The sequence below is a fragment of the uncultured Erythrobacter sp. genome, assembly GCF_947499705.1.
GTDB lineage: Bacteria > Pseudomonadota > Alphaproteobacteria > Sphingomonadales > Sphingomonadaceae > Erythrobacter.
Genome location: NZ_CANMPJ010000001.1, coordinates 2,169,223 through 2,191,379, shown reverse-complemented (window position 1 = coordinate 2,191,379; position 22,157 = coordinate 2,169,223). Strand labels below are relative to the sequence as shown.

Below are 22,157 nucleotides of genomic sequence, written 5' to 3'. Positions count from 1 at the left end.
TATCCGGCTGCTTGGAGGTGCGATGATTACTAAATCCTTCCTGCTCGCTGCGCTAGCCTCAATTTCGGCGGGGGATGAACAGGCGGATACGGCACAAGATGACGAAAGGATTGTCGTAGAAGGATCACGAATAGGTGCGCTGGTTGCTTCGATCGAAAGCCCCGATCCACTTCCAACCGCTTTACCGATCAATGTTCTCGAGGTGCTGGAAACCTTGCCCGATGTGCGTGCCGTGTCGACGGGAGGGGCAGGCGGAACGAGCTTCGTGTCGATCCGGGGCGCTGAACCAAACTTCGCGCAGATCCTGATCGATGGCGTTCGTGTCTCCAACCCGTCGAGCAGCCAGGGCGGCGGGTTCGACTTCGCACAGCTCGATCCGGCGCTCATCGAGAGCATCGCCATCATTCCGACCAGTCGAAGCGCGGTGCATGGCAGCGATGCGCTTTCGGGTGTGGTCTCGCTCAGACTGCGCGGCACGGACCTGAGCCGCGTTTCCGGTGGCGGTTCGATCACGGCGGACAGTGAGGACGGCTACGCCTTGTCTGCCCGGCTTGGTCTGGGATGGGGCAATGGCAGTTTGCTCGTGTCGGGCGGGCGGGTGGACACAGGCGATCTGACCGAAGCATCAACGCTTGAGCGCGATCAGGTGATGGCTCGCTTCGAACAGGGACTGGGCCAGTGGGATCTATCGGCATTCGGCATCTACGGGGAGACCGAGCGGAACGGATTCCCAGAAAGTAGCGGCGGTCCAGAACTTGCTGCCAATCGCAACCTGGAGATGCGCGACACAAGTTTTCTGACGCTGGGGCTATCGATCCTCGGCCCGGAAAGCGCGGCAATCCGGCCCGCTTTCCGCGCTGGATATTACGACGACAATGTCGCGGCCGATACGCCTGCGATCTTTCCCGGCGTTTTCGATCCTGTACCCGCGCTCACCAGCGACACGGATTTTTCGAGGCTTGAGCTGACTGGCGATCTCCGGTTTCGCCTAACTGACCGTTTCGATCTGGTCGCAGGCGCCGGATACCAGCGCGAGGATGCCAGCAGCACCGGCACCATCGATATTGGCTTGCTGCTCCCGACCCAATTCGCAATCGATCGCGATCAGACGTCGCTATTTGCCGAAGCGGAGTGGCGACCGCTGGCCGGTCTGACGCTGTCGCTCGCCGGAAGACAGGACTGGTTCGAAGAGCGCAGCGAAGCAAGCGTGCAGGGTTCGATCGAATATGTGATCGCGGACGGCCTGACTGCCTTTGCCGGCTATGCCGAAGGCTTTCGCCTGCCCAGCCTGTTTGCACTGGCGTTTCCGCTGACGGCTAATCCAGACTTGCTTCCCGAGCGCAGCGTTTCATGGGAGGGCGGGCTCAAATGGGAGAGCGGAACCGCGCGGTTGCGAGCGAGCGTCTTCGCGAACAACTACACCGATCTGATCGATTTCGACCCTGTTCTGTTCACCACAGTCAACCGTTCGGAGACCCAGATCAGCGGTTTCTCATTGTCGGGCGAAGGCACACTCGGCCCGAGTGTCGAATGGAATGGCTCGCTGACAGTGCTCGATTTCGACAGTGTTGTGCCTTTGCGTAGTCGGCCCGATTGGTACGGCCACGCACGCATTGCCTGGCGTCCTGCCGAAACGTTAAGGCTTGGCGCGGCCGCGACGTTCAATTCCGATTTCCTTGAGACCAGCATACCTACCGGCGTGATCGAACTGGGGGGGCATGTCGCTGTGGACCTGTTTGCCGAATGGCAGGCGACCAAGGCGCTCAGCCTGTCGCTGGCACTGTGCAATGCGCTGGATGAGGACTGGCAGGACGCTGTTGGTTTTCCCGCACCGGGCCGCGTGCTGCGCGTGTCTGCCGGATTTGCGTTTTGAGCGTAATCTAGCTTGATGACTCGCTATTCACGTTCGAGACCGCGCAAACCCTGCCTCGCGCGACACGAACGTCACCGTCACGTAAGGCTTTCCATTGGCTTGCACGAAACTGTCTGCGTGGGCAGCGACGAAGCCGGTGAAGATCTCGCCATTCACATGCGCGTGAAACGCTTCTGGTGAGGCGTATTCCTCGTAGAACAACAGCAATTGCGCATCTGTCGGCGGGAGCGGCTGAAGACCCGGATCGGCGGTGTAGGGACGATGGACGTAGTAGGTTAGGGTTCCCTCTTCATGCGCTTCGATCTGCGGGACTAGGTCGCTCTGGATGGCTTCCATCACGGCATCTTCATGGCCGGGCTTAATGAACCAGCGCGACGTCAGGCAGACCGGCGCACCGCTCGTCATTCTCCATCTCCGCGGTGCGAGGCTGCGACACCCGCGATATCGGGCAGTGTTTCCGGATCGGGCATGCCGTGTTGCGGCGGCGGTTCGGAGGATGCCGCTTTCAGGCCATCCGAGGCGGGGCTGTTGATCCAATTGTAGAGCAACGTCCGCTGTCCGGGCGAGAGGTCACGCGTCACCGGCATGTAGCGAAAATCCTCGAATGCGGATGGATCAGTCAGGCGCTTGACCAGCGGCGCATAGGCGCGCACCTGCGCTTCCTCGTCGAGCCGCAGCCAGTTGTCCATGCACGGAGCAATGGCTTTGAAATTGGCCAGGACGTTGGCGTAGACATTGTCCCAAGTTGGGGAGAGGCCTGCGATTTTGTCGTCTTTCGGCAGCACCCGAATATAGACGTAGGGCATCACCATCGGATTGAACTTCGGCAGCGGAACCACGGCGCTCGTCCCAACCTGAAAGATCAGCGCGTAGACTTTGCCCTTGTTCGTTTCCGGATCGTCCGTGCTTGTATCGAGCGGCACGAAAACCTGCCCATTAGCGTCGGTTGTCGCAGTGCCGTGGGTCGTATCGTCGGTCCCGACAGCAGAAAATGGCGTCCATGTGACCGTCAGGCCCGAACCGGCTGGCTCGCCTCGGTCGTAAACTTGAACCGTGATCTGGCGCGTGTCGCCCTGATTGACATAGACATTCGGTTCCAGCGCTAGCGCGCGGTAGCGGATCTCCCTCAAATAGGTCGGGGCATCGCCTTGGCCCTTGATCGAGAACACATAATCTTCGAGCCCCTGCATTGCGCGGGGCAACGGGATCGTGACGATACCCGATGTCGCTTCGTACGCGGCGCGATCATACGCTCCGACAGGAATATCGACGAGATCTGCCATCGCCACGGCGGGCGGCGGATCGGCGGCGATCACGGATAGTGTGCCGAGGTCGACCTTGTCGGTTTCCTGATTCCGGCACGGAATGGAGTTCTGAAGGTCGAGCGTAAGCGTCGGCGGCTCAGCCTGAGTATCGAGCTTCATAAATGCCGTGCCCATTGTCGCGTCCCCGCCGGGCGTCGAGATGTCGGTGAGGGTTGAAATGAGTGTACGGTCGCCCGGCTCAGTCGGGCATTCGCCGCGCCGCCACAACCCGACGACGCCAACGACCAGGCTTCGCGCAGGGTTCGGCTGCCAGCCGCCCTCGCGCAGTTTCGCCATGATCGCCTGTTGGGCATCCGACTGCGCCTGATTACCATTCCGCAGCGCCTTGTCGTTGTAATAGATCGTGCGGTACGAATTCCAGCGCACCATCAGGCCCAGAACATCGTCATGCGAAAAGGCCGCGCGCAATGCCGCGACGGCTGGAGAGTCGAACTCCTCCAATACCGCATGACCGACTTTCGGAAACACGGTCTGCCATGAAACAGAGGCCAGCCCGGCGATGATCTGGTTGCTCGGATTGGCGCCGAAATTGATGTTGCGATCATCGAACCGGCGCTGCCGTTTTCCGAGAATGCGGCACCCGCCTGGAATGCCAAAGCTCATCTCATCGAAGAACAATTGCGAGGTAAACGGACCGTAGGGTTCGGCATCAACGAGCATCCCGCTGAAACCAACAGGCGCACCCACCAGCGCATCGGACGTATCCAAACCGGAGCCCGTGTCGACGCCCGAGACTTTGGTGTCGAAGAAGTTCGAACGATACGTCCCGTCAGGGTTCCAGCTTGTGCCCGAAACATCCGGCGGTGCCGGGACCTGTTCGATCGCCTGCTGGCGAAACTCTTCGACTTGCTCCGGTGCAACGGCATCGCCGTCCCAGACAGAATCCAGCGTGTCTTCGTCGTACCCGGCGAGCCGTTTCTTGCCGGGGTAATTGTTGGTGGTGACCGGGTCCCAGCTGATGTTGCCTTTGAAGTAGATGCGGGGTGTTTCGAGCACGCTCATGCGACTTCTCCCTCGGCAGATACCGCGTTGCTGGCGACCCAGCCCGGCGCATTGTCGAGGAATGCAGGGCCAGCGACTTTCCCGCAATTGAGCGGCGTGGTGAATGCGACGCGCGCCGCCATGCGCAGATCGAACATCGCTCGTACGGCTATGCCAAGCTGATCCTGCTGACCGTTAAAGGCGAGTTCGAGCGCGGCAATCATCGCCGAATAGGCGTCGTTGCATTTCTGCTGCGCATCCTGCGCAGCCTGCGGTTCGCTTGAGAAATCGTGCTGCTCGGGATCCTTTATCGCCGGATAGACCGCACTCCAGTCGACCCCGAGCGTTTGCGGCCCCCATTGATAGCCGCTGGGCGTATCCGCCTTGGTCAGAACCAGATTCTGCTTAACCTCCCAGAACCGGTAATAATGCGCGAGCTCATTCTGCCAGTCGAGCGGGCTGCCATTGTCGCCTGCGGTCACCGGTGTGCCTTCGCCTTCGGAAACGATCTCGAAAATTGCCTGATGCGCATCGGCGTAGCTGTTCACTTTGAACAGATTGCCCTGCATGAATTGGGAATCGTCGAACTGGTTGCGATCCGTTTGCCAGTCTGACGCCGGAAGGTTCGAGAGTGCGTCATCCAGCAATGCATAATACTGACCGATCGTGACTGGCTGCGCGCCCGCATCCTCCAGCGATCGCAGCAAGTTGGAGGGCGCGACCGGGTCCTCTGGCTGTTCGATTGTCATGCCCTGCGCAATCGCTTCTTCAGAGAATGGGTAGAGGTGAATGTGCACCCCGTGCGCCAGATCGCCGGGCAGGGGGCCGGGGTACTTTGGCGCGACAATCGCGGGACGGCCGCCAATCGCATTCATGATGTTACAGGCGAGACACATGTGGATCATTTCCTGCATCGTCACGGTGTAGATGCGGGAGCGCGCCTCAAGATTTTCGCCCGGCGGTATCGACAGCAATGTGTAGAGATATGGCGGAAGCGTAGAAAACTCGAGATTTATCGCTGTCTGAACTCGCGCCTGAACGTCTTCGAGTGTTTTTGGCGGCGTCCACATCAGCTTAAACATGCGCGTTTCCCCTTCCGACTCACGTATTTACCGTATCCTACACGCAAACTTGAATAGTCGAATACTATTCATTGGGAAATTTTGATTTGCAGATGTTCAATTGCTTTGCTCTTATGGCGATAATTTTTGGCGAGGGAGGCGGCAGAATGAATATCTTTATAAATGTTCGCGACTTAGGTGTGAATTCCATTGGTGGAGTCGCAATGGTGAGCGCGATTGCGCTGCTGGCGGGCTGTAATTCTGCTGAAGATAAGGCGCCTGACGAAGAACCCGAAATCGATCAGGGTGCCGTTTACCAGACCTACGGCGTGCACAATGATGGAACATCGCCGCCCTGTACCAATGATGATTGCACCTATCCGCGATCGGAGGGCGAACCGGAGAACCCGATTTATCCGGATTATTGGGTGTCCGAATGGACGATGTACCGGGTGTTCAACAATTACGTAGACAATCCGCCACCCTATCCGGGAAAACCTCCAGCGGCCCTGCAGGAAGGTACGGATTACGAGGTGTCATACGGGGCAACCTACTACGATTCCACCTGGACCGGGCCGGGCGGGACAGGCGCCATGATGGAGCAGTATGACAAGAGGTGTCTGCCGATCTTCCCGTTCAACAACACCTATTCCTGCTCGTTTATTTCGCTCGGCAATACCGCGTTCTTCATAGCTGGTGAGGGCAAGCCCGACTGGATGCCGGATGTGTGCCTGTTTTCGAAGTTCAACCACCCGCCGCGCAAGGATTTCATCAAGCATCTGCCCTACGATGCCGCCGACAGCGGGCGCATCGGCGAAGGCGGGCAGGGTTACAGCTTCTGGGTCAGTCATGACGATGGTTCGATCATGCAGACCGGCGTCGCGCCCGACCGTACGGCCGATGGCGGCGTCATGTTTGGCTATGGCTTTCAGGCCCAAGGCGACGATGTGATGCCGCAGAGCTTCTACTTTTCGGGCGTGCCCGTGCGGGAAGTCGACGGCAAGATGGTGCCCTTCGCCCCAATTGTGAGCCAGAATTACACCAATTTCCAGGCAGTTCAGCCCGATCCGGAGGAGACGTGGGACCTTGTCAGTTCGCTTGATCCCGACACTCTACCCAAGTGCCAGTTGTTCAATCCGCCGAACGCGGTGCTCACGGCTGTTGAAGGAGCGGAGCCAGTGCCGACATGGGCTACGATTGGGCGCGGCAGGCGCTAGATCGGCGGTGTGATCAAGCCGATCCGGTCAGGCGTTCCTTCCAATAGGAGGTGAAGAATAGACCGTCCGGATCGCGCTTTTTGCGCAGCGCCATGAAGTCATCGAATTTCGGCAGGCTTGCGCGGTAGTGCTCAAGCCATTGAGGGAAATCATAGCGCGGGACGAACTTGCCCCAGTGCAGGCGGAACGGGATTTGGTTGTCTTTCAGGATATCCCAATACTGGTCGAAGAAGCCTTCGTCTGAGTTGGGTACACCCTGGTTGTCGCGGAACCAATAGACATCAATGCGCACGGTGCCGTCTTTGTATTCGTCCTTCCCATCGGTGTAGCCGGGATCGATCCAGCCCGAGCTGGGAGGTCCACCGTAAATCTCGGTTGAGAAATAGCCGGTGGCCTCCGCGCCGCCTTGATCGAACATGTCGCGATACAGGTTCATCACCGTCTGCGCGTGCTGGATCGGAACCCAGATCTCAGTGAATTCGGTGCCGAGGAATACGTCGTCGACCGTGTTGTCCATGCACAGGCTGCGCCAGTAATAGTCGTTGAAGGTGGTTTCCCCGTCCTTCTTCGTCATCGGATTGAACAGCGGCATCAGTGTGGTGAAGAGCGCACGGACGCTTCCTTGCAGGATGCCCAGTATCAATCCCAGGATCAGCACAACCGCACTGGCAAGCGCGGCCATCACAAAGGTGATGAGGCGCCATAGCCAGCTGAGTGAGCCCTGATCCGGAAGCTGCGCGATGTTGTGGAAATAATGAGTGATCTTGCTCCACAGCAGCGCCATTTCGCGCCCGAAATCGGTGTTGCCGAGCAGCACGAAGAACATCGAGGCGAACAGCTGCTCTGTCTGCCCGGCGAAATCCGGCGTGAATTGCTGATAGGGTGTGAGATCGTCCTTGGTGAAGGCAACGCGCGAGGCTTCCCATGTCTGGATGCGCTCAGCCCCTTCCTGCGGCCACCAGACGATCCGGGTGTAGGGCGTGTCTTTGAGATATTGTTCAAGCGAAAGCTGATCTTTGCAGCCTGGTCCAAAGAAATCCATCGGCGCTTTGGCCCCCGAGACCGGCGTTGTGCGCTCCGTGCCTTTGATATTGTACATAGGGACGAGCTGCAGCCGTAACTTGGTGACGATGCCTAGCAATCCCATCGAGGTCGGAAAAGCGTCAAAGTCGGGATGATCCTTGTCGATCCATTCGGCTTTCCCTTTGCCATCGACAACTCGGAATGCGATTGCGTTGTCCCAGGCATAGCGCGTCGACCCGCCGGCTGATCCCGTTGCCGTGAACCCGGCCAGCGTCTGGTGCGTAATCCCGCCGAGCGTGTTGACCGCCCAGCCCTTCTCGAAAATCTGGTAGAGAAAACTGTTTTCCAGTGTCGAGACATGGAACGGATCGCGCGGGTCGCAGCCTAAATTGATGCCCGGTTCGGACTCGACAATTCCGTTCTTTTCATCGATCCATTTCACCGCGCGCATTTTGTCGAAAGCGATGTTGATCTGATCTCCGGGCGGAGGTGATTGCTGCAACGTGCGGTTGGGCGGAATGTTGCCGACGGGGTCGGTGTAGATGCTCCAGGCGACACTGTGCGTGGCACCGCGTGATCGGATTTGCTTCTTTTGCTTCCTCGCAAACTTCACAAGTTCGATAACTTCGACTTCGCTTGAAGGATGGTAAAACCCATCCGCGCCAATCGGAATGTGAGATGTAGCCATGCTTTGCTTCCAATCGCCAAGTATCGATCAATAATCGGCAAATAGTGAACTAATGCGAGCGAAGAAGCTAGGCCGTGTGCGTGGCAATACGCCGAAAGCTCCGGCCTGTTATCGGGCGATACAGACACGCCCGGAATCTTCGGCGCAGCTGGCGTGAAACCCTCGGAAAAGATCAACAAAAATCGACGAATGACTTTCAATCGTCTTTACGCGGAGACCTTGCTCCGCCATCAAAGGGCATCGCAGATTCGTTATGTGCGCATAGGGGGCGCACACTTTCAATGTCAGCTCAGGGTCAACCCGTTTCGGCCAGTCAGGTCGGGGCCGCACCACCTAAGGTAGAATACTCGCTGTCCGGCGGATTGCTGGCACGGCTGGCTGGCATGAAGGCTTCGTTGGCTTTCACATCCTACCAATCCGGCTTTCTCTACATGCTCGGTTCCGGCCCACAGGGCGGGGCGCAACTGCACCAATCGGGCATGCCCAAACCGATGGGATTGTGTGTCGACGACAAGGGCGGTCTGGTCTTGTCGGCGGGTGCGCAGATCATCCGGTTTGAGAATATCCTCCAGCCTGAACAGCGCATCAACCAGGTTTACGACGCGTGCTTCATGCCGCGCACACAGCATCTGACCGGGCAGCTTGACGCCCACGATGTCGGGGTCGACGTCGATGGGCAGATCGTCTTCGTCAACACCCGTTACAATTGTCTGGCGACGGTTTCGGACAGGCACTCGTTCAAGCCGATATGGCAGCCGTCTTTCATCAGCGAAATCGTGGATGAGGATCGCTGCCATCTGAACGGCCTGGCGATGCGCGACGGAAAGCCTGCCTATGTCACGGCAGTCTCCCGCTCCAACACCATCGATGGCTGGCGCGATCGCCGTGCGGATGGCGGTGTCGTGATCGACGTCGAAAGCGGCGAAGTGGTTTGCGAAGGTCTTTCCATGCCGCATTCGCCGCGCTGGCACGATGGAAAGCTTTGGGTGCTGAACGCCGGAACCGGCGATTTCGGCTATGTCGAATTCGGCGAAGACGGCGAGATGGGCACATTCAAGCCGGTTGCCTTCTGCCCCGGATTCCTGCGCGGCCTCACTTTCCATGGCGGCTACGCTTTCGTCGGCCTTTCCCGTCCTCGCTACAAGCGTTTTGAAGGCCTGGAGCTCGATCAGCGGCTGAAAGATGCCGACAGCGAACCATGGTGCGGTGTGCAGGTCATCGACCTCGCCAAAGGCACCTGTGTCGACTGGTTTCGGATCGATGGCGATATTGGCGAACTTTACGATGTTGAGCTGGTTGAAGGCTTTTCCTGCCCGATGACCGTGTCTCCAAATTCTCCCGATGCCACGACGTTGATTACCTTCGACGACAGCTGACCGGGAGAGGGTCGCATAATCCAGAGCCCGAAACGGGCCAGACATTTTTGAAACGTGCAAGTGGGTTTTCCTGTCGGACCGGACTGGTGAATCCACACTAGACCTCCGCACGCGCGGGGAAACAGGGGCTATTGAAGTGACGAACAAGCTGGGCGCATTCGCAACGGGTATTTCGAGCGAAAAGCAGAACAAGGATTGGCTTGATCTGGCGCCGTATGAGCACCGGCCCGTGACCTCAGCCATGCTGCGCGGCGGTCGAATGATCAAGCAACACGGCGTCGCGGCGAGCTACTCGCCCGAGCTGGGTGTTTCGGTTGCGGTAGATGGCGCTGCGGGTGGCGAGACGAGCCTGCTAGGCCGCGCGCTTGCGGCGCTACGCTGGGGAGTGGCTCCGGCAGCGATCGCAGCGTCGGGATTGGTCGGCGCAAGCCCGGCGTTGGCGCAAGATGCGTGCGTCGAGACTGCGCCCGGTAGCGGTGTGTTCGTTTGCGAGGATAATGGTGCGCCTGCAATAACCCAGCAGACCATCGTGGCGAACTCTGTCGACATTACGATCGAGGATGGATTTGCTGTCGACACAACCGGGATCGGCGGCGACGGACTCGATATCACTTCGAATGGTGGCAATATCTCAATCCGACAGAGCGATGGAACGAGCTCCATAACCGGTGACCAAGGTATCCGCGCCGTCGCGTTCCCGGTCTTCTCGGCATCTCTTAGAGCCTCCGCACTCGTTTCCATCACCACTGGAGGAAGTGTTACCGGAAGGTCGAGTGTCGGGATCTTTGCGCGGACACCGAACCTGGGGGTCGCAATCGATTCCACTGCTGGGCCAGTTACTGGTGCGATCAATGGCATCCTGATCAACAGCTATGGCGTCAACGGCACTGATCCCGCCGCGACACGCGGAGTCTCGATCACCACGGCAGACGTTAATTCTGGTGCTGGCGACGCCATCAACGTTTACAATGGCAGCAATGGCGATGGAATCGTCATCGACACCACTCAAGGTCAGCTGACCGCCGGCGGTCGCGGCATTTACGCGCGTGCGAGAAACGATTCGGCGTCGATTGAAATCACGACGGCGAACGTGTCGTCTACCTCATCCGACGCGATCTATGTGCGCGATGTTCGCGGCGACCTTACCATCGACACGACGGCCGGTGCTCTGACGGCGGATGGCTCGGGCATTAACGCCCGCGGATTCGGCTACCACGGCGCAAATGTCAGGATTACCACCGGCGACATTACGAGTGTCACAGATCTCAACGGGCGCGGAATCTACACCCGCTCAAACGGCCAGAGCATGGCCATCGACTCCTCTGCTGGGAGAATTGAAGCGTATCTAGTCGGCGTGAGCGCCGCCCAATCGGGGCCCGGCACTCTCGTGATTACGACAGGCGATGTGGCGGCTACCGGCATTAATGGCTCGGGCATAAACGCGGCTACGTTCCGCGGATCGGGGCTTTCAATCGACAGCAGCGGCGGGTCAATAACATCGGCAAACCTTGGCATTCGCGCGACCAAGACCGGCTACGGCGATTTGGACATCACAACAGCGGATGTCGAAAGCACTCGATTCGATGCTATTTCCGGCGAGAATAATTCTGGCAACGCTTTCAACATCGATACCAGCGCTGGCACAATTTCAGGAGGTCGCCACGGCATCCTGGCCTACAATCGAGGTGCCGGGGACCTGACCATCACTGTCAATGATGTGAGTGGAAGCGGTGGCAACGGCATCCGGGCTTCCAGCACGATTTCAGTGGCGGACATAGTCGTTCGTGGTTCTTCCGGTGACGTTGTTGGAGCAAGCGACGGGATCTACCTGCGCACATCTGGCGCTGACATCCTCGTCGAAAACCTCGACAGCGTGACCGGCAATGCTGGCGATGGGCTCGATCTCGGCTCGGCGGGCGGGGCGATCACGGTCAGCGATATCGGAACAATTACTGCGAATGGCGGAGCGGGTATTGTCGCTGACAGCCAAGGTGGCGCGATTGCCATCTCCGATATCGATACAATCAACGGTGCTGTCGCCGCCATTAGCAGAGGCGGAGATATCTCGATACAGGGTGTCGGCCAAGTGGGAGGCGTAGCTAATGGTATATCGGCCGGTGCCCGCTCATTCGGGATTGGGTCTGGCGGTAATATCGAAATCGGCAACACCACTGCCATTGGAGACGTCACATCAACCTATGGCCCCGGCATTGCTGCGTCTACCGATGGCCTTGGGACAGTCACGATCGACTCGTCGGGTGGAACAGTCACCAGCGCCGGTCGGGGGATCGACGTCAATCTTGGATCCGGCGACGGCGCGATTTCGATCACGACCGGCGATGTGGATGCCAGGTTCGAAGGCGTTTATGTAAGGTCCAATGGAGCTGCAGCCGATGCGGTTGCAATCGACACCAGCGGAGGCTCGATCTCGAGCGTTTATTCGGTGGGCATCTATCTGAATTCCAGTTTTTCCGACGTTTCGATCGTGACGGGTGATGTCACCGGGAGCACGTTTGGAATCCGTTCGCGAAGCTACGCGGGTGACGTTTTCGTCGATACGAGCGAAGGTACAGTGTCAGGGATAACAACCGGCGTGTATGTTGGTCATTCTGCAATTACCGGCTCAACAACAGTCATCACTGGTGCGACCAGCGGAACTTCGCGATACGGTACGTTTGCATTTACGGGTGGCGATGGTCTGACGGTCGATACGAGTGCAGGGAGTGCCTATGGCGGAACCTGGGCGGTTGTGGCTATCAACAACGGCTCGGGCGCGACTATCGTCAACACTGCGGACGCCACCGGCGCAATTCGAGATGGCGTGTTCGTCGCGGCGAACGGCGGCCTGGGCACCGATGTCTCGGTCGATACCAGCGCGGGCACTGTCACGGGCCTCTATGACGGGATCGATTCCTACAATGGCGGAACCGGATCGCACACGATCATCACAGCCGACGTTGCCGGCACCAACTTCGCCGGAATCTTCGCGCAGAACTCGACTCTAGGCACTGACTTTACCGTCAACAGCAGCGCGGGAAGCGTGATCGGCGGCAATGACGGGATCGATCTCGACCAGTATGGTTCGGGCGCGCTTACGATCACTACAGCTAGCGTCACCGGCACAGTTGGCGACGGGATCGACGCCCGAAGCTACGGCACCGACCTGACGATCGATTCCAGCGCTGGCGTGGTCGAAGGCGCAACCAACGGAATCTACGCGCAAGATTTCGGGTCCGGCACTCTTACGATCACGACCGGTGACGTCACTGGCAATCTCCTCGCAGGGGTCCGCGCCCGCAAGACCGCTGGGACAGACCTGATTATCGATACCAGCGCCGGTTCGGTTTCCGGCGTGAACACCGGCATCAATGCGAGTTTGGACTACGGCACCGGCTCAGTCTCCATCACCACCGGTGCGGTGACCGCAACCTCAGGTATGGGCGTCTTTGTCACTAACTCTACCTATGGCACCGATCTCTTGATCGATACCGCCGGCGGCCCGGTCATCGGCAACATGAGCGGCGTCTATGCTCGCAATGATGGCACCGGCATAACCAGTGTTATCACCGCCGATGTCACCGGTCAGGCCTTTGACGGCGTCGATGTCCGTTCACAGGGAACCGACGTGACGGTCGACACCTCGGCTGGCACTGTAACCGGTCAGCAATCCGGTGTTAGCGTCCAGCATCAGGGTTCCGGCTATGCCGACATTACCACAGGCGATGTGACGGGCAATTACGCAGTCGGTGTTGCAGTTTCGGCTTTCGGGTCTGGCGTCAGCGTCGATACCTCGGCAGGCAGCGTAGTCGGCGGAAACAACGGGCTTTCGATCAGCAATTACGGCTACGGGCCGACCAGCATCACGACCGCCAATGTAACCGGCAGCGGCTTCTACGGGATCCTCGTCAATTCCGGCGCAGGCGACGTGACGATCGACAGCAGTGCTGGTTCAGTCAGCGGTGCGAACACCGGCATTCGCGTTCGGCAATACGGATACGGCGCCGTGTCGATCACCAGCGCCGATGTCACTGGCACCAACAACTACGGGATCGATGTCTTCACCGTCGGTGACGGCGTCACCATCGATACGATTGCGGGCACGGTAACCGGCGGCCTCAGCGGGATTAGCGTCCGCAACAGTGGCTATGGCTCTGCATCGATAACGACCGCCAGTGTCGAAGGTTACGGTCAATACGGCATCACTGCGACATCCTATGGCACAGCGGGTGACCTGACGATCGATAGCAGCGCAGGCGCTGTGACCGGCAACACCACCGGCATTCAGGCCCGCCAATATGGCGCAGGTGCATTGTCGATCACGTCGGGCGGGGTCTCGGGCAATTACGGGCGCGGAATCTACGGGTATCTTGGCGGCGCTTCGGCAAGCAACCTGACCATCGATAGCTCCGCAGGTACGGTCGAAGGGGCAAACGGAGGCATTGCCGCCGTCAACTTTGGCCTTGGCGACGCATCGATCACCACTGCAACCGTTATTGCGGCGTATAATAGCGGGATCGACCTCGACAGCTTCGGTACCGACGCCTCGATCGACTCAAGTGCGGGAGCAGTCCGCGGGACCTACGGGATCGATGCCCGCAATTATGGTACCGGCGCGCTGACCATTACAACTGCCGATGTGGACGGCACGGTCAATGACGGCATCTTTGCCTCCAACGACGGAACCGATTTGGTCATCGATTCCAGCGCAGGCACCGTGACTGGCAGCAATCGCGGAATTGCCGCGCGCAGCTATGGCTATTATTCGAATGACCTCTCGATCACGACTGGCAGGGTTGTCGGCCAGGCGAGCGACGCGATTTATGCGGTGCAGTATGGTGCAAACGGCAACCTCACGATTGACAGCTCGGGGGGAGCAGCCATTGGTGCGACCAATGGCATTTTTGCGCGCAACTATGGCGCCGGGAATCTTGCAATCACCACAGCCGATGCAACGGGCGCCAATGGTTACGGCATCATTGCCACTCAATATGGCGGCGACGAGCTCATGATCGACAGCACGGCCGGACTGGTCAACGGAAGCGGTGGCGGAATTTTCGCCCGCAATTTCGGTAATGGTGCGTTGACGATTTCAAGCGCCGATGTAGCCGGCGATGGCACTGTAGGCATCGTCGGTCGCGGCTATGGCACCGATGTCTCGATCGACAGCAGCGCAGGATCCGTGATTGGCCAGTTCGACGGGATTGAAGCGCGCAATGAAGGGTCGGGCGCCCTGACACTCACGACTGCAAATGTCACCGGCACGTTTGACGATGGTATCTATGCATTCAACACCGGCACGGATCTGATCATCGATACCAGCGCCGGCGCAGTTAGTGGCAGTTACGAAGGGATAGACGCGCGCAACTTCGGATCAGGAATCCTATCGATTACCAGCGCCGATATCTCGGCCACATCATTCGATGGCATTTTCGCGAACAACTATGGCACCGATCTCATCATCGATACCACGGCTGGTACGATCAACGCCAGCCGCCTGGGCGTGTTCGCCAACCACAGGGGAACGGGTTCGCTGAACATCGCGACAGCCGATGTCAATTCGACCTACAATTTCGGTGTTTATGGCGGGACTGGATACGCGGCGACCGAATTCGGCATCGATACCAGTGCAGGCCATGTCACCGCCGACAGCACCGGTATTCTGGCGCGACATCGCGGTACAGGTTCTTTATCGATAACGTCCGCCGACGTGACGAGCGTGAACGGCACGGCAATCTATGGCTTCAATTCAACGATGGGCACCGATCTTACGGTCGATAGCAGTGCGGGCAGCGTCAATGCGCCTGTATACGGTATCGATGCGCGTCAGTCCGGCAATGGTGCGCTAAATGTCACCACGGCAGACGTGGCGAGTGCAACTTCGCGGGCAATCCGTGCCACGAACAGCGCGGCAGGTACCGATCTGGTCATTGATAGCAGCGCTGGATCTGTCAGCGCAGCAAGCGAAGGCATCTTCGCTGACAATGACGGTACGGGCGCGCTTTCGGTGACGACTGCCGATGTGGCCAGCCAAAACGACAATGCAATTGTAGCGCGCAATTCGGCCAATGGCACCGATCTGACCATCGACAGCAGTGCAGGTGGTGTTCGCGGCAATAACAATGGCATCTTTGCTGACAATCGCGGCTCTGGCGTGCTGAGCGTACTCTCTGGCGACGTAACCGCTGATACATTGAACGGTATCTTCACCGCCAATTACGGGTCCAACCTCCTGGTTGACAGCACTGCCGGATCGGTGAGCGGGGTGAATTCCGGGATCTTCGTGATCGACAATGGCAGTGGCACCGGCACGATCCGCACCGCAGATGTGACTGCGAGCGACGGCAACGCCATCACAGGTAGCTTCGGAGCGACCGGCACGGACGTGCTGATCGATACGAGTTCGGGAACTGTGACAGGCAGCAATATTGGCATCAATGGCAGCAACAGCGGCGCAGGTTCGACAACTCTGATCACTGCCGATGTCATTGCCACTGGCTTCAATGCGATCAGTTTCACTGCGTTTGGGACCGATTTTTCAGTCGATACAACCGCTGGCCAAGTCGCGGGCCAAACCGAAGGTGTAAGAGCCATCAATATGGGGTCCGGAGTCCTGTCGGTCACGACCGGCGACGTTACTGGACTAACTGATCGCGGCATATTCCTGCTGAACGACGGCAGCGACACGATGGTTGATACCAGCGCTGGCAGCGTCACCGGCGGCACCGACGGCATCAATGTCAGCCACTCGGGTTCGGGTGACCTGTCGATCGTCACCGCAGATGTTTCAGGGCTGGGGCGCAACGGCATCAGTGTGTCGGGCGCGGGCACAGGGCTAAGTCTCGATTCCTCGGCAGGGACTGTGGTCGGTGACGCCCGTGGCATCTTCGCCTCCCACAGAGGATCAGGTGCAGTCTCGATCACCGCAGCCGATGTGACTGGTGTGGGCGGCGATGGCATGCTGATCCTGAACTCGACCAACGGCACCGACCTGACCGTCGACACCAGCGCGGGCAGCGTGAGCGGTGAATATGACGGGGTGGAGGTTATCAATTACGGCACCGGAGCGACCTCCGTCATCACCGGCACCGTATCTGCAAACACTGATGATGCTGTATACGCACGCGGGGATGGAATGTCGCTGACAGTCGATACATCTGCAGGCGCAATTACTGGCGGCACCGAAGGGATTGTTGCTCTTAACAACGGCACGGGGGCACTTTCGATAGTGTCGGCGGATGCGGTTGGCGATTCAGGTGACGGGATTTATGCGGTCAATTCGGCAGACGGAACGACCCTGAATCTCGACAGCAGCGCGGGCAGTGTCACTGGCGCGTTGCAAGGCATCGATGCGCGACATTATGGCTCTGGCGCGCTGACCGTGACGGTCAACGATGTGGTGGGCCTCGGAGGCGAGGCCATCAGGGCAATCAGCACGCAGATGAGCGCCAGTGTGACCGTCCAAGGTTCGTCGGGAGATGTGACCGGAGCGACTGACGGCATAGCAGTCGTGACCGCTGGTGCCGATATCGCGGTCGACAATCTGGATAGTGTGATCGGTCTGGCAGGCGATGGGCTTGACCTGACATCTGCAGGCGGCGCGATCACTGTCAGCGATATTGGCGCGATCACCGGCATGGGCGCGAACGGCATCCTTGCCGATAGCGATGGCGGCGCGATTACCATCGACGGTGTCGGGCTTTCAGGCGGTGTCACCGGCACAGCGGGCGCGGGTATCCTGGCGGATGCGAGCGGCGGAATGGGCGGTTCCATTCTCATTGGTTCGACCACTGCGATCGGCGATGTCATGGGTTCTACCAACGGAATCAAAGTGATCACCGATGGCGCGGGCAGCATCGCAATCGACAGCAGCGCTGGCACTGTGATTGGCGGCGAAAGCGGCATCGATGCGACCGATACCGGCTCAGGCGCAGTGGCGATCACAACCGCTGATGCGATTGGTATGACCAATGCGGGTATTCTGGCCAGAACGAGCGGTTCAAGCCTGTCCATCGACAGCTCGGCAGGAACGGTCACGGGCGCAATCGGCGGGATCCTGGCTGGAAATACCGGCTCTGGCGCAACGACGATCACAGCCGCCGATACGGTCAGCACCGCAGGTATCGGGATATTTGCTCAGACCAGCGGTACTGACCTGATAATCGACAGCAGTGCGGGCAGCGTCATGGGCGCGGATGATGGCATCGTCGCCGAAAACACCGGCACCGGCGTCACCGCTATCACCGCCGCCGATGTGACCGGGATGGTCGATGCCATCGCGGTGGCTGCGGCTGGCACCGATGTAAGCGTCGACAGCACTGCAGGAACCGTAGCGGGCGGCAATGTAGGTGTGCTGGTGGACCATACCGGAACGGGCTCGGTCTCGATCTCGACCGCCATGGTCGCAGGCGTCAGCGGATACGGCATCGTCGCCGAAGCGAGCGGTACCGACTTGGTCATCGACACCAGCGCGGGCGTGGTCGAAGGCGGCCTGGGCGGCATCGATGCGGACAACACCGGCAGCGGCGCGACCACGATTACAACCGGCGATGTCACCGGCAGGGCTGATGAAGGCATCGAGGTGGTGCATTCCGGCACCGATCTCACGATCGACACCAGCGCCGGGACGGTGGTCGGCGGAGCTATCGGCATCGTTGCCGACAATACCGGCAGCGGTTCGACGGTGATCACCGCTGGCGATATTCGCGGCGGGATCTTGGTGGCCATCGACGCGGTCAACGGGATGGGCACGTCAGGGCTCACCATCAATCTCACCGGAATCACGATGGGTGAGACGGCGGGCGTTCTCGCGGCCAATGATGGCACCGGCCCGACCACTGTCGTCAATGACGGGACACTGATGGCGACCTCTGGCGAAGCGATCAACGTTTCGGGCGCTGATGCCGAGATTGCCAATAACGGCACCTTGCTTGGCTTCGTCACCTTGGGCGACGGCGACGACACTCTGACCAACAACGGCATGTTCATGGCAGAAGGCGACAGCAGCTTCGGTCTTGGAGCCGATTTGCTGACCAACAATGGCGACTTCGCTGTTGCGAGTGGCGGATCCCTGACCCTCGGCGGGCTGGAGAGCTTCGCCAATACCGGCCTCGTTTCACTGGTTGACGACGCAATCGGCAACAACCTGATCCTTGCGGGTGATTTCGCCGGATCGGGCGGATCGATGCTTGGCCTCGACGTCGACTTTGCTGCGGCGAGCGCCGACGTTCTGACGATTGGCGGCGCGGTCACCGGATCGACCACGCTGGGGATCAACACGGTCGGGGGAACTCCGACGACGCTGTTCGCCGATATCCTTGTTGTGGATGCGGGCAGTGGCAGCGCGGAAGCGGCCTTTACGCTGGCAGGTGGACGCCAGACGCTTGGCCTGATCGAATTCGATGTCGTGTTCGACGCCTCCAGCAACGATTACCTCCTGGCAACGGCACCGTCGCAAGCGGCATTCCAGGCAGGCAATTTTGCGGAAAGTGCGCGCGGCGTTTGGCAGCAATCCGCCGATGCATTCTCTGGCCAGATGGCGACCGATCGCGATCAATTCGGTTCTGGATCGAGCAGTCTTGCGGGCGGGCAGGACAGTTCCGCGCGAGCGTGGCTGACCGGCTTTGGCGGCGATATCGACCGTGATCGCGATCTCAGTTCGAATGTGAATGGCATCACGAACCAATTCGACCTGGGTTACGATCAGGATTCGTTCGGTGTGCTCGCGGGCGTCGATTTCGGCAGCGAGACTCTGCGCTACGGTATCACCGGCGGCTATCTCAGCAGCGAAGTGCGCTTTGCCGCATCGCCCAACCGCATCGATTTCGATGTTCTGACCATCGGTGCCTATCTTGCGCTCGATACGGGACCGTTCTTTGCCAATGCGCTGCTCAAGTATGACAACATTAATGGCCAGCTCAGCAGTGCGACCGGCGGTGTTTCCTCCGAACTCGATGGCTCGGCCTTCGGTGTTCAGGGCGAAGTTGGCGCCTTGCTGGGTGATCGCACCGGGTTCTTCTTCGAACCGAGCGCTTCGTTGGCCTACAACCATGCCGATCTTAACGGCGTCACGACCGCGCAGGGCAATCTGACTTTCGAAGAAGGAGACAGCATGCTCGGCAAGATTGGTGCACGGCTTGGTTCGGGCTTCCAGTCCGGCGACACCCCCGGCGCGATCTATGTCGGCGCACGCTATGTCCACGAATTCGAAGGCGAAGACAGCGTGATCTTCACCAGCGGCGGGCAAACGGCGAGTTTCGGCAATCTTCCAGTTGACGATTATGCCGAACTGACCGCCGGAGTGTCACTGGGCGGAGAAGACGACGCACTGAGCGGTGGGTTCCGAGGGCAGGTGCTGGTGGGTGACGACATCAGCGGCTTTGGCGTGAGCGCGAATATCCGGTTCCGCTTCTAAGCTATCTAACAGCAACAGGCGGCGTCAAAACCGCCTGTCGCCCCCAATCCTGTCAGTATCCTGTGCCGTGCGATTGGGGCACCGGGGTTGCAATGATGGCTGCGGCCTCTAGGCTTTAGGTCAATTTCCCGAACCGCTGGCACGCTTGGCTTCGACCGGAAGCGCGTTTCGACGCAGCAGGTTCACGCAGCAACAGGTTACACACCACCTCGATGGCCGATATCGACCCAAGTCCGACAATCGATGGGAATTATCCCATCGACCCGCCCATCGTTGAACTGCCGATCGATACCCATGATCGCGGATTTTACGACGGTTTCAGTCGCGAAGTGACGATTCCGTCGAAGATCATCGTCTCGCTGATTATCCTTTGGGCGATCTTTTTTCCGGTCAATGCGCTCGAAACGCTCGACGCCGCCAACAATTCAATAATTTCGATCTTCAGCGGCTGGTATGTCTATCTCGTGGCCGCCTTGGTGGTGGTTTGCGTTGCGCTGGCGTTGCTTCCGCAATCCGGGAGATTGAGGATTGGCGCGCCAGATGAGGCTCCAGAGTTCAGCCGTTTCTCATGGTTCGCGATGCTGTTTGGAGCAGGCATCGGTATTGGGATGCTCACCTTCTCAACCGGAGAGCCGCTCGCGCATTTCGCCAACAATCCGGACATCATCCGCGGCGAGGTCGAAGCGCTTTCCGCTGAGGCCGTGCGCTCAGCCTATCTCTACACCTTTCTTCATTGGGGCTTTGGTGCGTGGTGCACCTATGCACTGGTCGGTCTCGGGATAGGCTATGTCTCGCACCGTCGGGGTCTGCCGCTGACGATCCGGTCCAGCCTCGCACCGCTGTTCGGTAAGGTCATGTCCGGGCCGATGGGTCATGTGGTCGATATCGTCGCCGTCGTCGCGACAATCCTGGGCGTTGCTTACACTTTGGGTTTCGGGGTCGAGCAATTCGTTGCCGGGCTGTACCGGATCGGGTTCGGCGATTGGCTGATGACGGCCAAGTCGGATGGCAGTGGGCTCGCAGCCTCTTCGATAGGCATTGTCATGGCTCTGGCGGTTCTGGTCGGGGCCTCGACCGTCAGCGCGCTGTCTGGTGTCGGGCGGGGCATCAAGTGGCTGTCCAATATCAATATGGGCCTCTCTTTCGGCCTGCTGGCGCTGTTCGCAACAGTCGGATCGGGGCTGTTCGCGCTGGAGCTGCTCTGGACCGGGACGCTCGATTATGTGCTGACATTGCCGCAGCAGACGCTCAGCCTGTTCACATCCGATGGCAGCGAAATGGGCGATGAACTGGTCGCGTGGCAGCTTGGCTGGTCGGTTTCCTACTGGGCGTGGTGGATCGCCTTTGCACCGTTCGTCGGCATGTTCATCGCGCGCATCTCGCGTGGGCGGACGATCCGCGAATATGTGCTCGGCGTGGCGCTCGTTCCATCGCTGATGTGTTTTATCTGGATGGCACTGGCTGGCGGGACAGCAATCGATCTGGAACTGACCGGCGCAGCGGGCGGCTCGATCCTCGAAGCGTCGATGGCGGACCAACTCTATGCGACGCTCGCGGTTATGCTGAGCGAAGGCACCATGCTGATTGTCTCCGGCCTCGTTGTGATCTTGCTGATGACCTACCTCATTACCTCAGCAGACAGCGCGATCCTGATCGTCAACACGATCAATGGGGCGGGCGATGATGAGGGCAGCCGACGGTACCACATCGTATTCTGGGGCATCGCGCTCGCATTTGTGGTGGGGTCGATGCTGATCCTCGGCGGGATTGAGGCGATCCGGATCACCATGATTATCGGTGCTCTGCCGTTCTCGGTGGTTGTCGCCTTGATGGGCGTATCCATTTGCAAAGCCGTGATTTTCGATCTGATCCGCAAACGCCACGGGGTCCCAACCACGGCCGAGGCCTGCGAAAACTGGGATGGCAAAGTATCCGTTGCCGAATAGGGCTGATCACTTAGGGTGTGAGTGCAAGAGTAAAATTAGATATATTTGACTGATCTTGAGAGTTGGTGAAGCTGATTTTGAATAAATTGCAGTCAAAGCAAAAATAGAATTTTCGATATTTTGAATATCATCATCTAATCGGTAATGAATTCATAGCATCGGTGTCGATGTTGTTATTTTGCAACATCGATTTTTCCATTCCCCAAATCTTTCCGCGCTGCTGTGGCCGCGCCAAACTAGCCTTGTTAGGGGCTCC

General features: G+C 59.0%; 9 protein-coding genes. 5 read left to right on the top strand and 4 right to left on the bottom strand.

What is annotated here, in order from left to right:
- Positions 1 to 22 precede the first annotated feature (22 nt).
- The gene (locus tag Q0837_RS10405; RefSeq protein WP_298468551.1) at positions 23 to 1,873 is read left to right on the top strand and encodes a TonB-dependent receptor; all 1,851 of its coding nucleotides are present in this window, start codon (positions 23 to 25) and stop codon (positions 1,871 to 1,873) included.
- A gap of 27 nt (positions 1,874 to 1,900) precedes the next feature.
- Here the strand turns inward: Q0837_RS10405 and Q0837_RS10400 are convergent, their stop codons facing one another.
- From Q0837_RS10400 to Q0837_RS10390, 3 genes are read right to left on the bottom strand one after another with little or no spacing between them, the layout of a single operon-like run.
- A complete protein-coding gene (locus Q0837_RS10400; RefSeq protein WP_298468550.1) occupies positions 1,901 to 2,278 on the bottom strand; it encodes an antibiotic biosynthesis monooxygenase in 378 nt (125 codons plus the stop codon).
- On the bottom strand, positions 2,275 to 4,200 hold the full coding sequence (locus Q0837_RS10395; protein ID WP_298468548.1) for an Ig-like domain-containing protein: 1,926 nt from the start codon (positions 4,198 to 4,200) through the stop codon (positions 2,275 to 2,277). The genes Q0837_RS10400 and Q0837_RS10395 overlap by 4 nt, the downstream gene beginning before the upstream one ends.
- Positions 4,197 to 5,261, bottom strand: coding sequence for a ferritin-like protein (locus Q0837_RS10390; protein WP_298468546.1), 1,065 nt, complete (start codon positions 5,259 to 5,261; stop codon positions 4,197 to 4,199). The genes Q0837_RS10395 and Q0837_RS10390 overlap by 4 nt, the downstream gene beginning before the upstream one ends.
- 146 nt (positions 5,262 to 5,407) lie before the next feature.
- On the opposite strand from Q0837_RS10390, the gene Q0837_RS10385 reads away from it, so the two are divergent.
- Positions 5,408 to 6,457 carry a hypothetical protein gene (locus tag Q0837_RS10385; RefSeq protein WP_298468543.1) on the top strand — a complete coding sequence of 350 codons (1,050 nt, stop codon included), beginning with the start codon at positions 5,408 to 5,410 and terminating at the stop codon, positions 6,455 to 6,457.
- Between the two features lie 13 nt (positions 6,458 to 6,470).
- Here Q0837_RS10385 and Q0837_RS10380 read toward each other — a convergent pair whose 3' ends face one another.
- Positions 6,471 to 8,168: a hypothetical protein gene (locus tag Q0837_RS10380; protein ID WP_298468540.1), complete on the bottom strand. Its 1,698-nt coding sequence runs from the start codon at positions 8,166 to 8,168 to the stop codon at positions 6,471 to 6,473.
- Positions 8,169 to 8,449: 281 nt separating this feature from the next.
- Here Q0837_RS10380 and Q0837_RS10375 point away from each other — a divergent pair, with 281 nt between their 5' ends.
- The 3 genes from Q0837_RS10375 (at position 8,450) to Q0837_RS10365 (ending at position 21,901) form a co-directional block, all read left to right on the top strand.
- A complete protein-coding gene (locus Q0837_RS10375; protein ID WP_298468537.1) occupies positions 8,450 to 9,544 on the top strand; it encodes a TIGR03032 family protein in 1,095 nt (364 codons plus the stop codon).
- A gap of 136 nt (positions 9,545 to 9,680) precedes the next feature.
- Positions 9,681 to 19,955, top strand: coding sequence for a hypothetical protein (locus tag Q0837_RS10370; RefSeq protein ID WP_298468535.1), 10,275 nt, complete (start codon positions 9,681 to 9,683; stop codon positions 19,953 to 19,955).
- Positions 19,956 to 20,167: 212 nt separating this feature from the next.
- A complete protein-coding gene (locus tag Q0837_RS10365) occupies positions 20,168 to 21,901 on the top strand; it encodes a BCCT family transporter (protein WP_298468533.1) in 1,734 nt (577 codons plus the stop codon).
- Positions 21,902 to 22,157 lie beyond the last annotated feature (256 nt).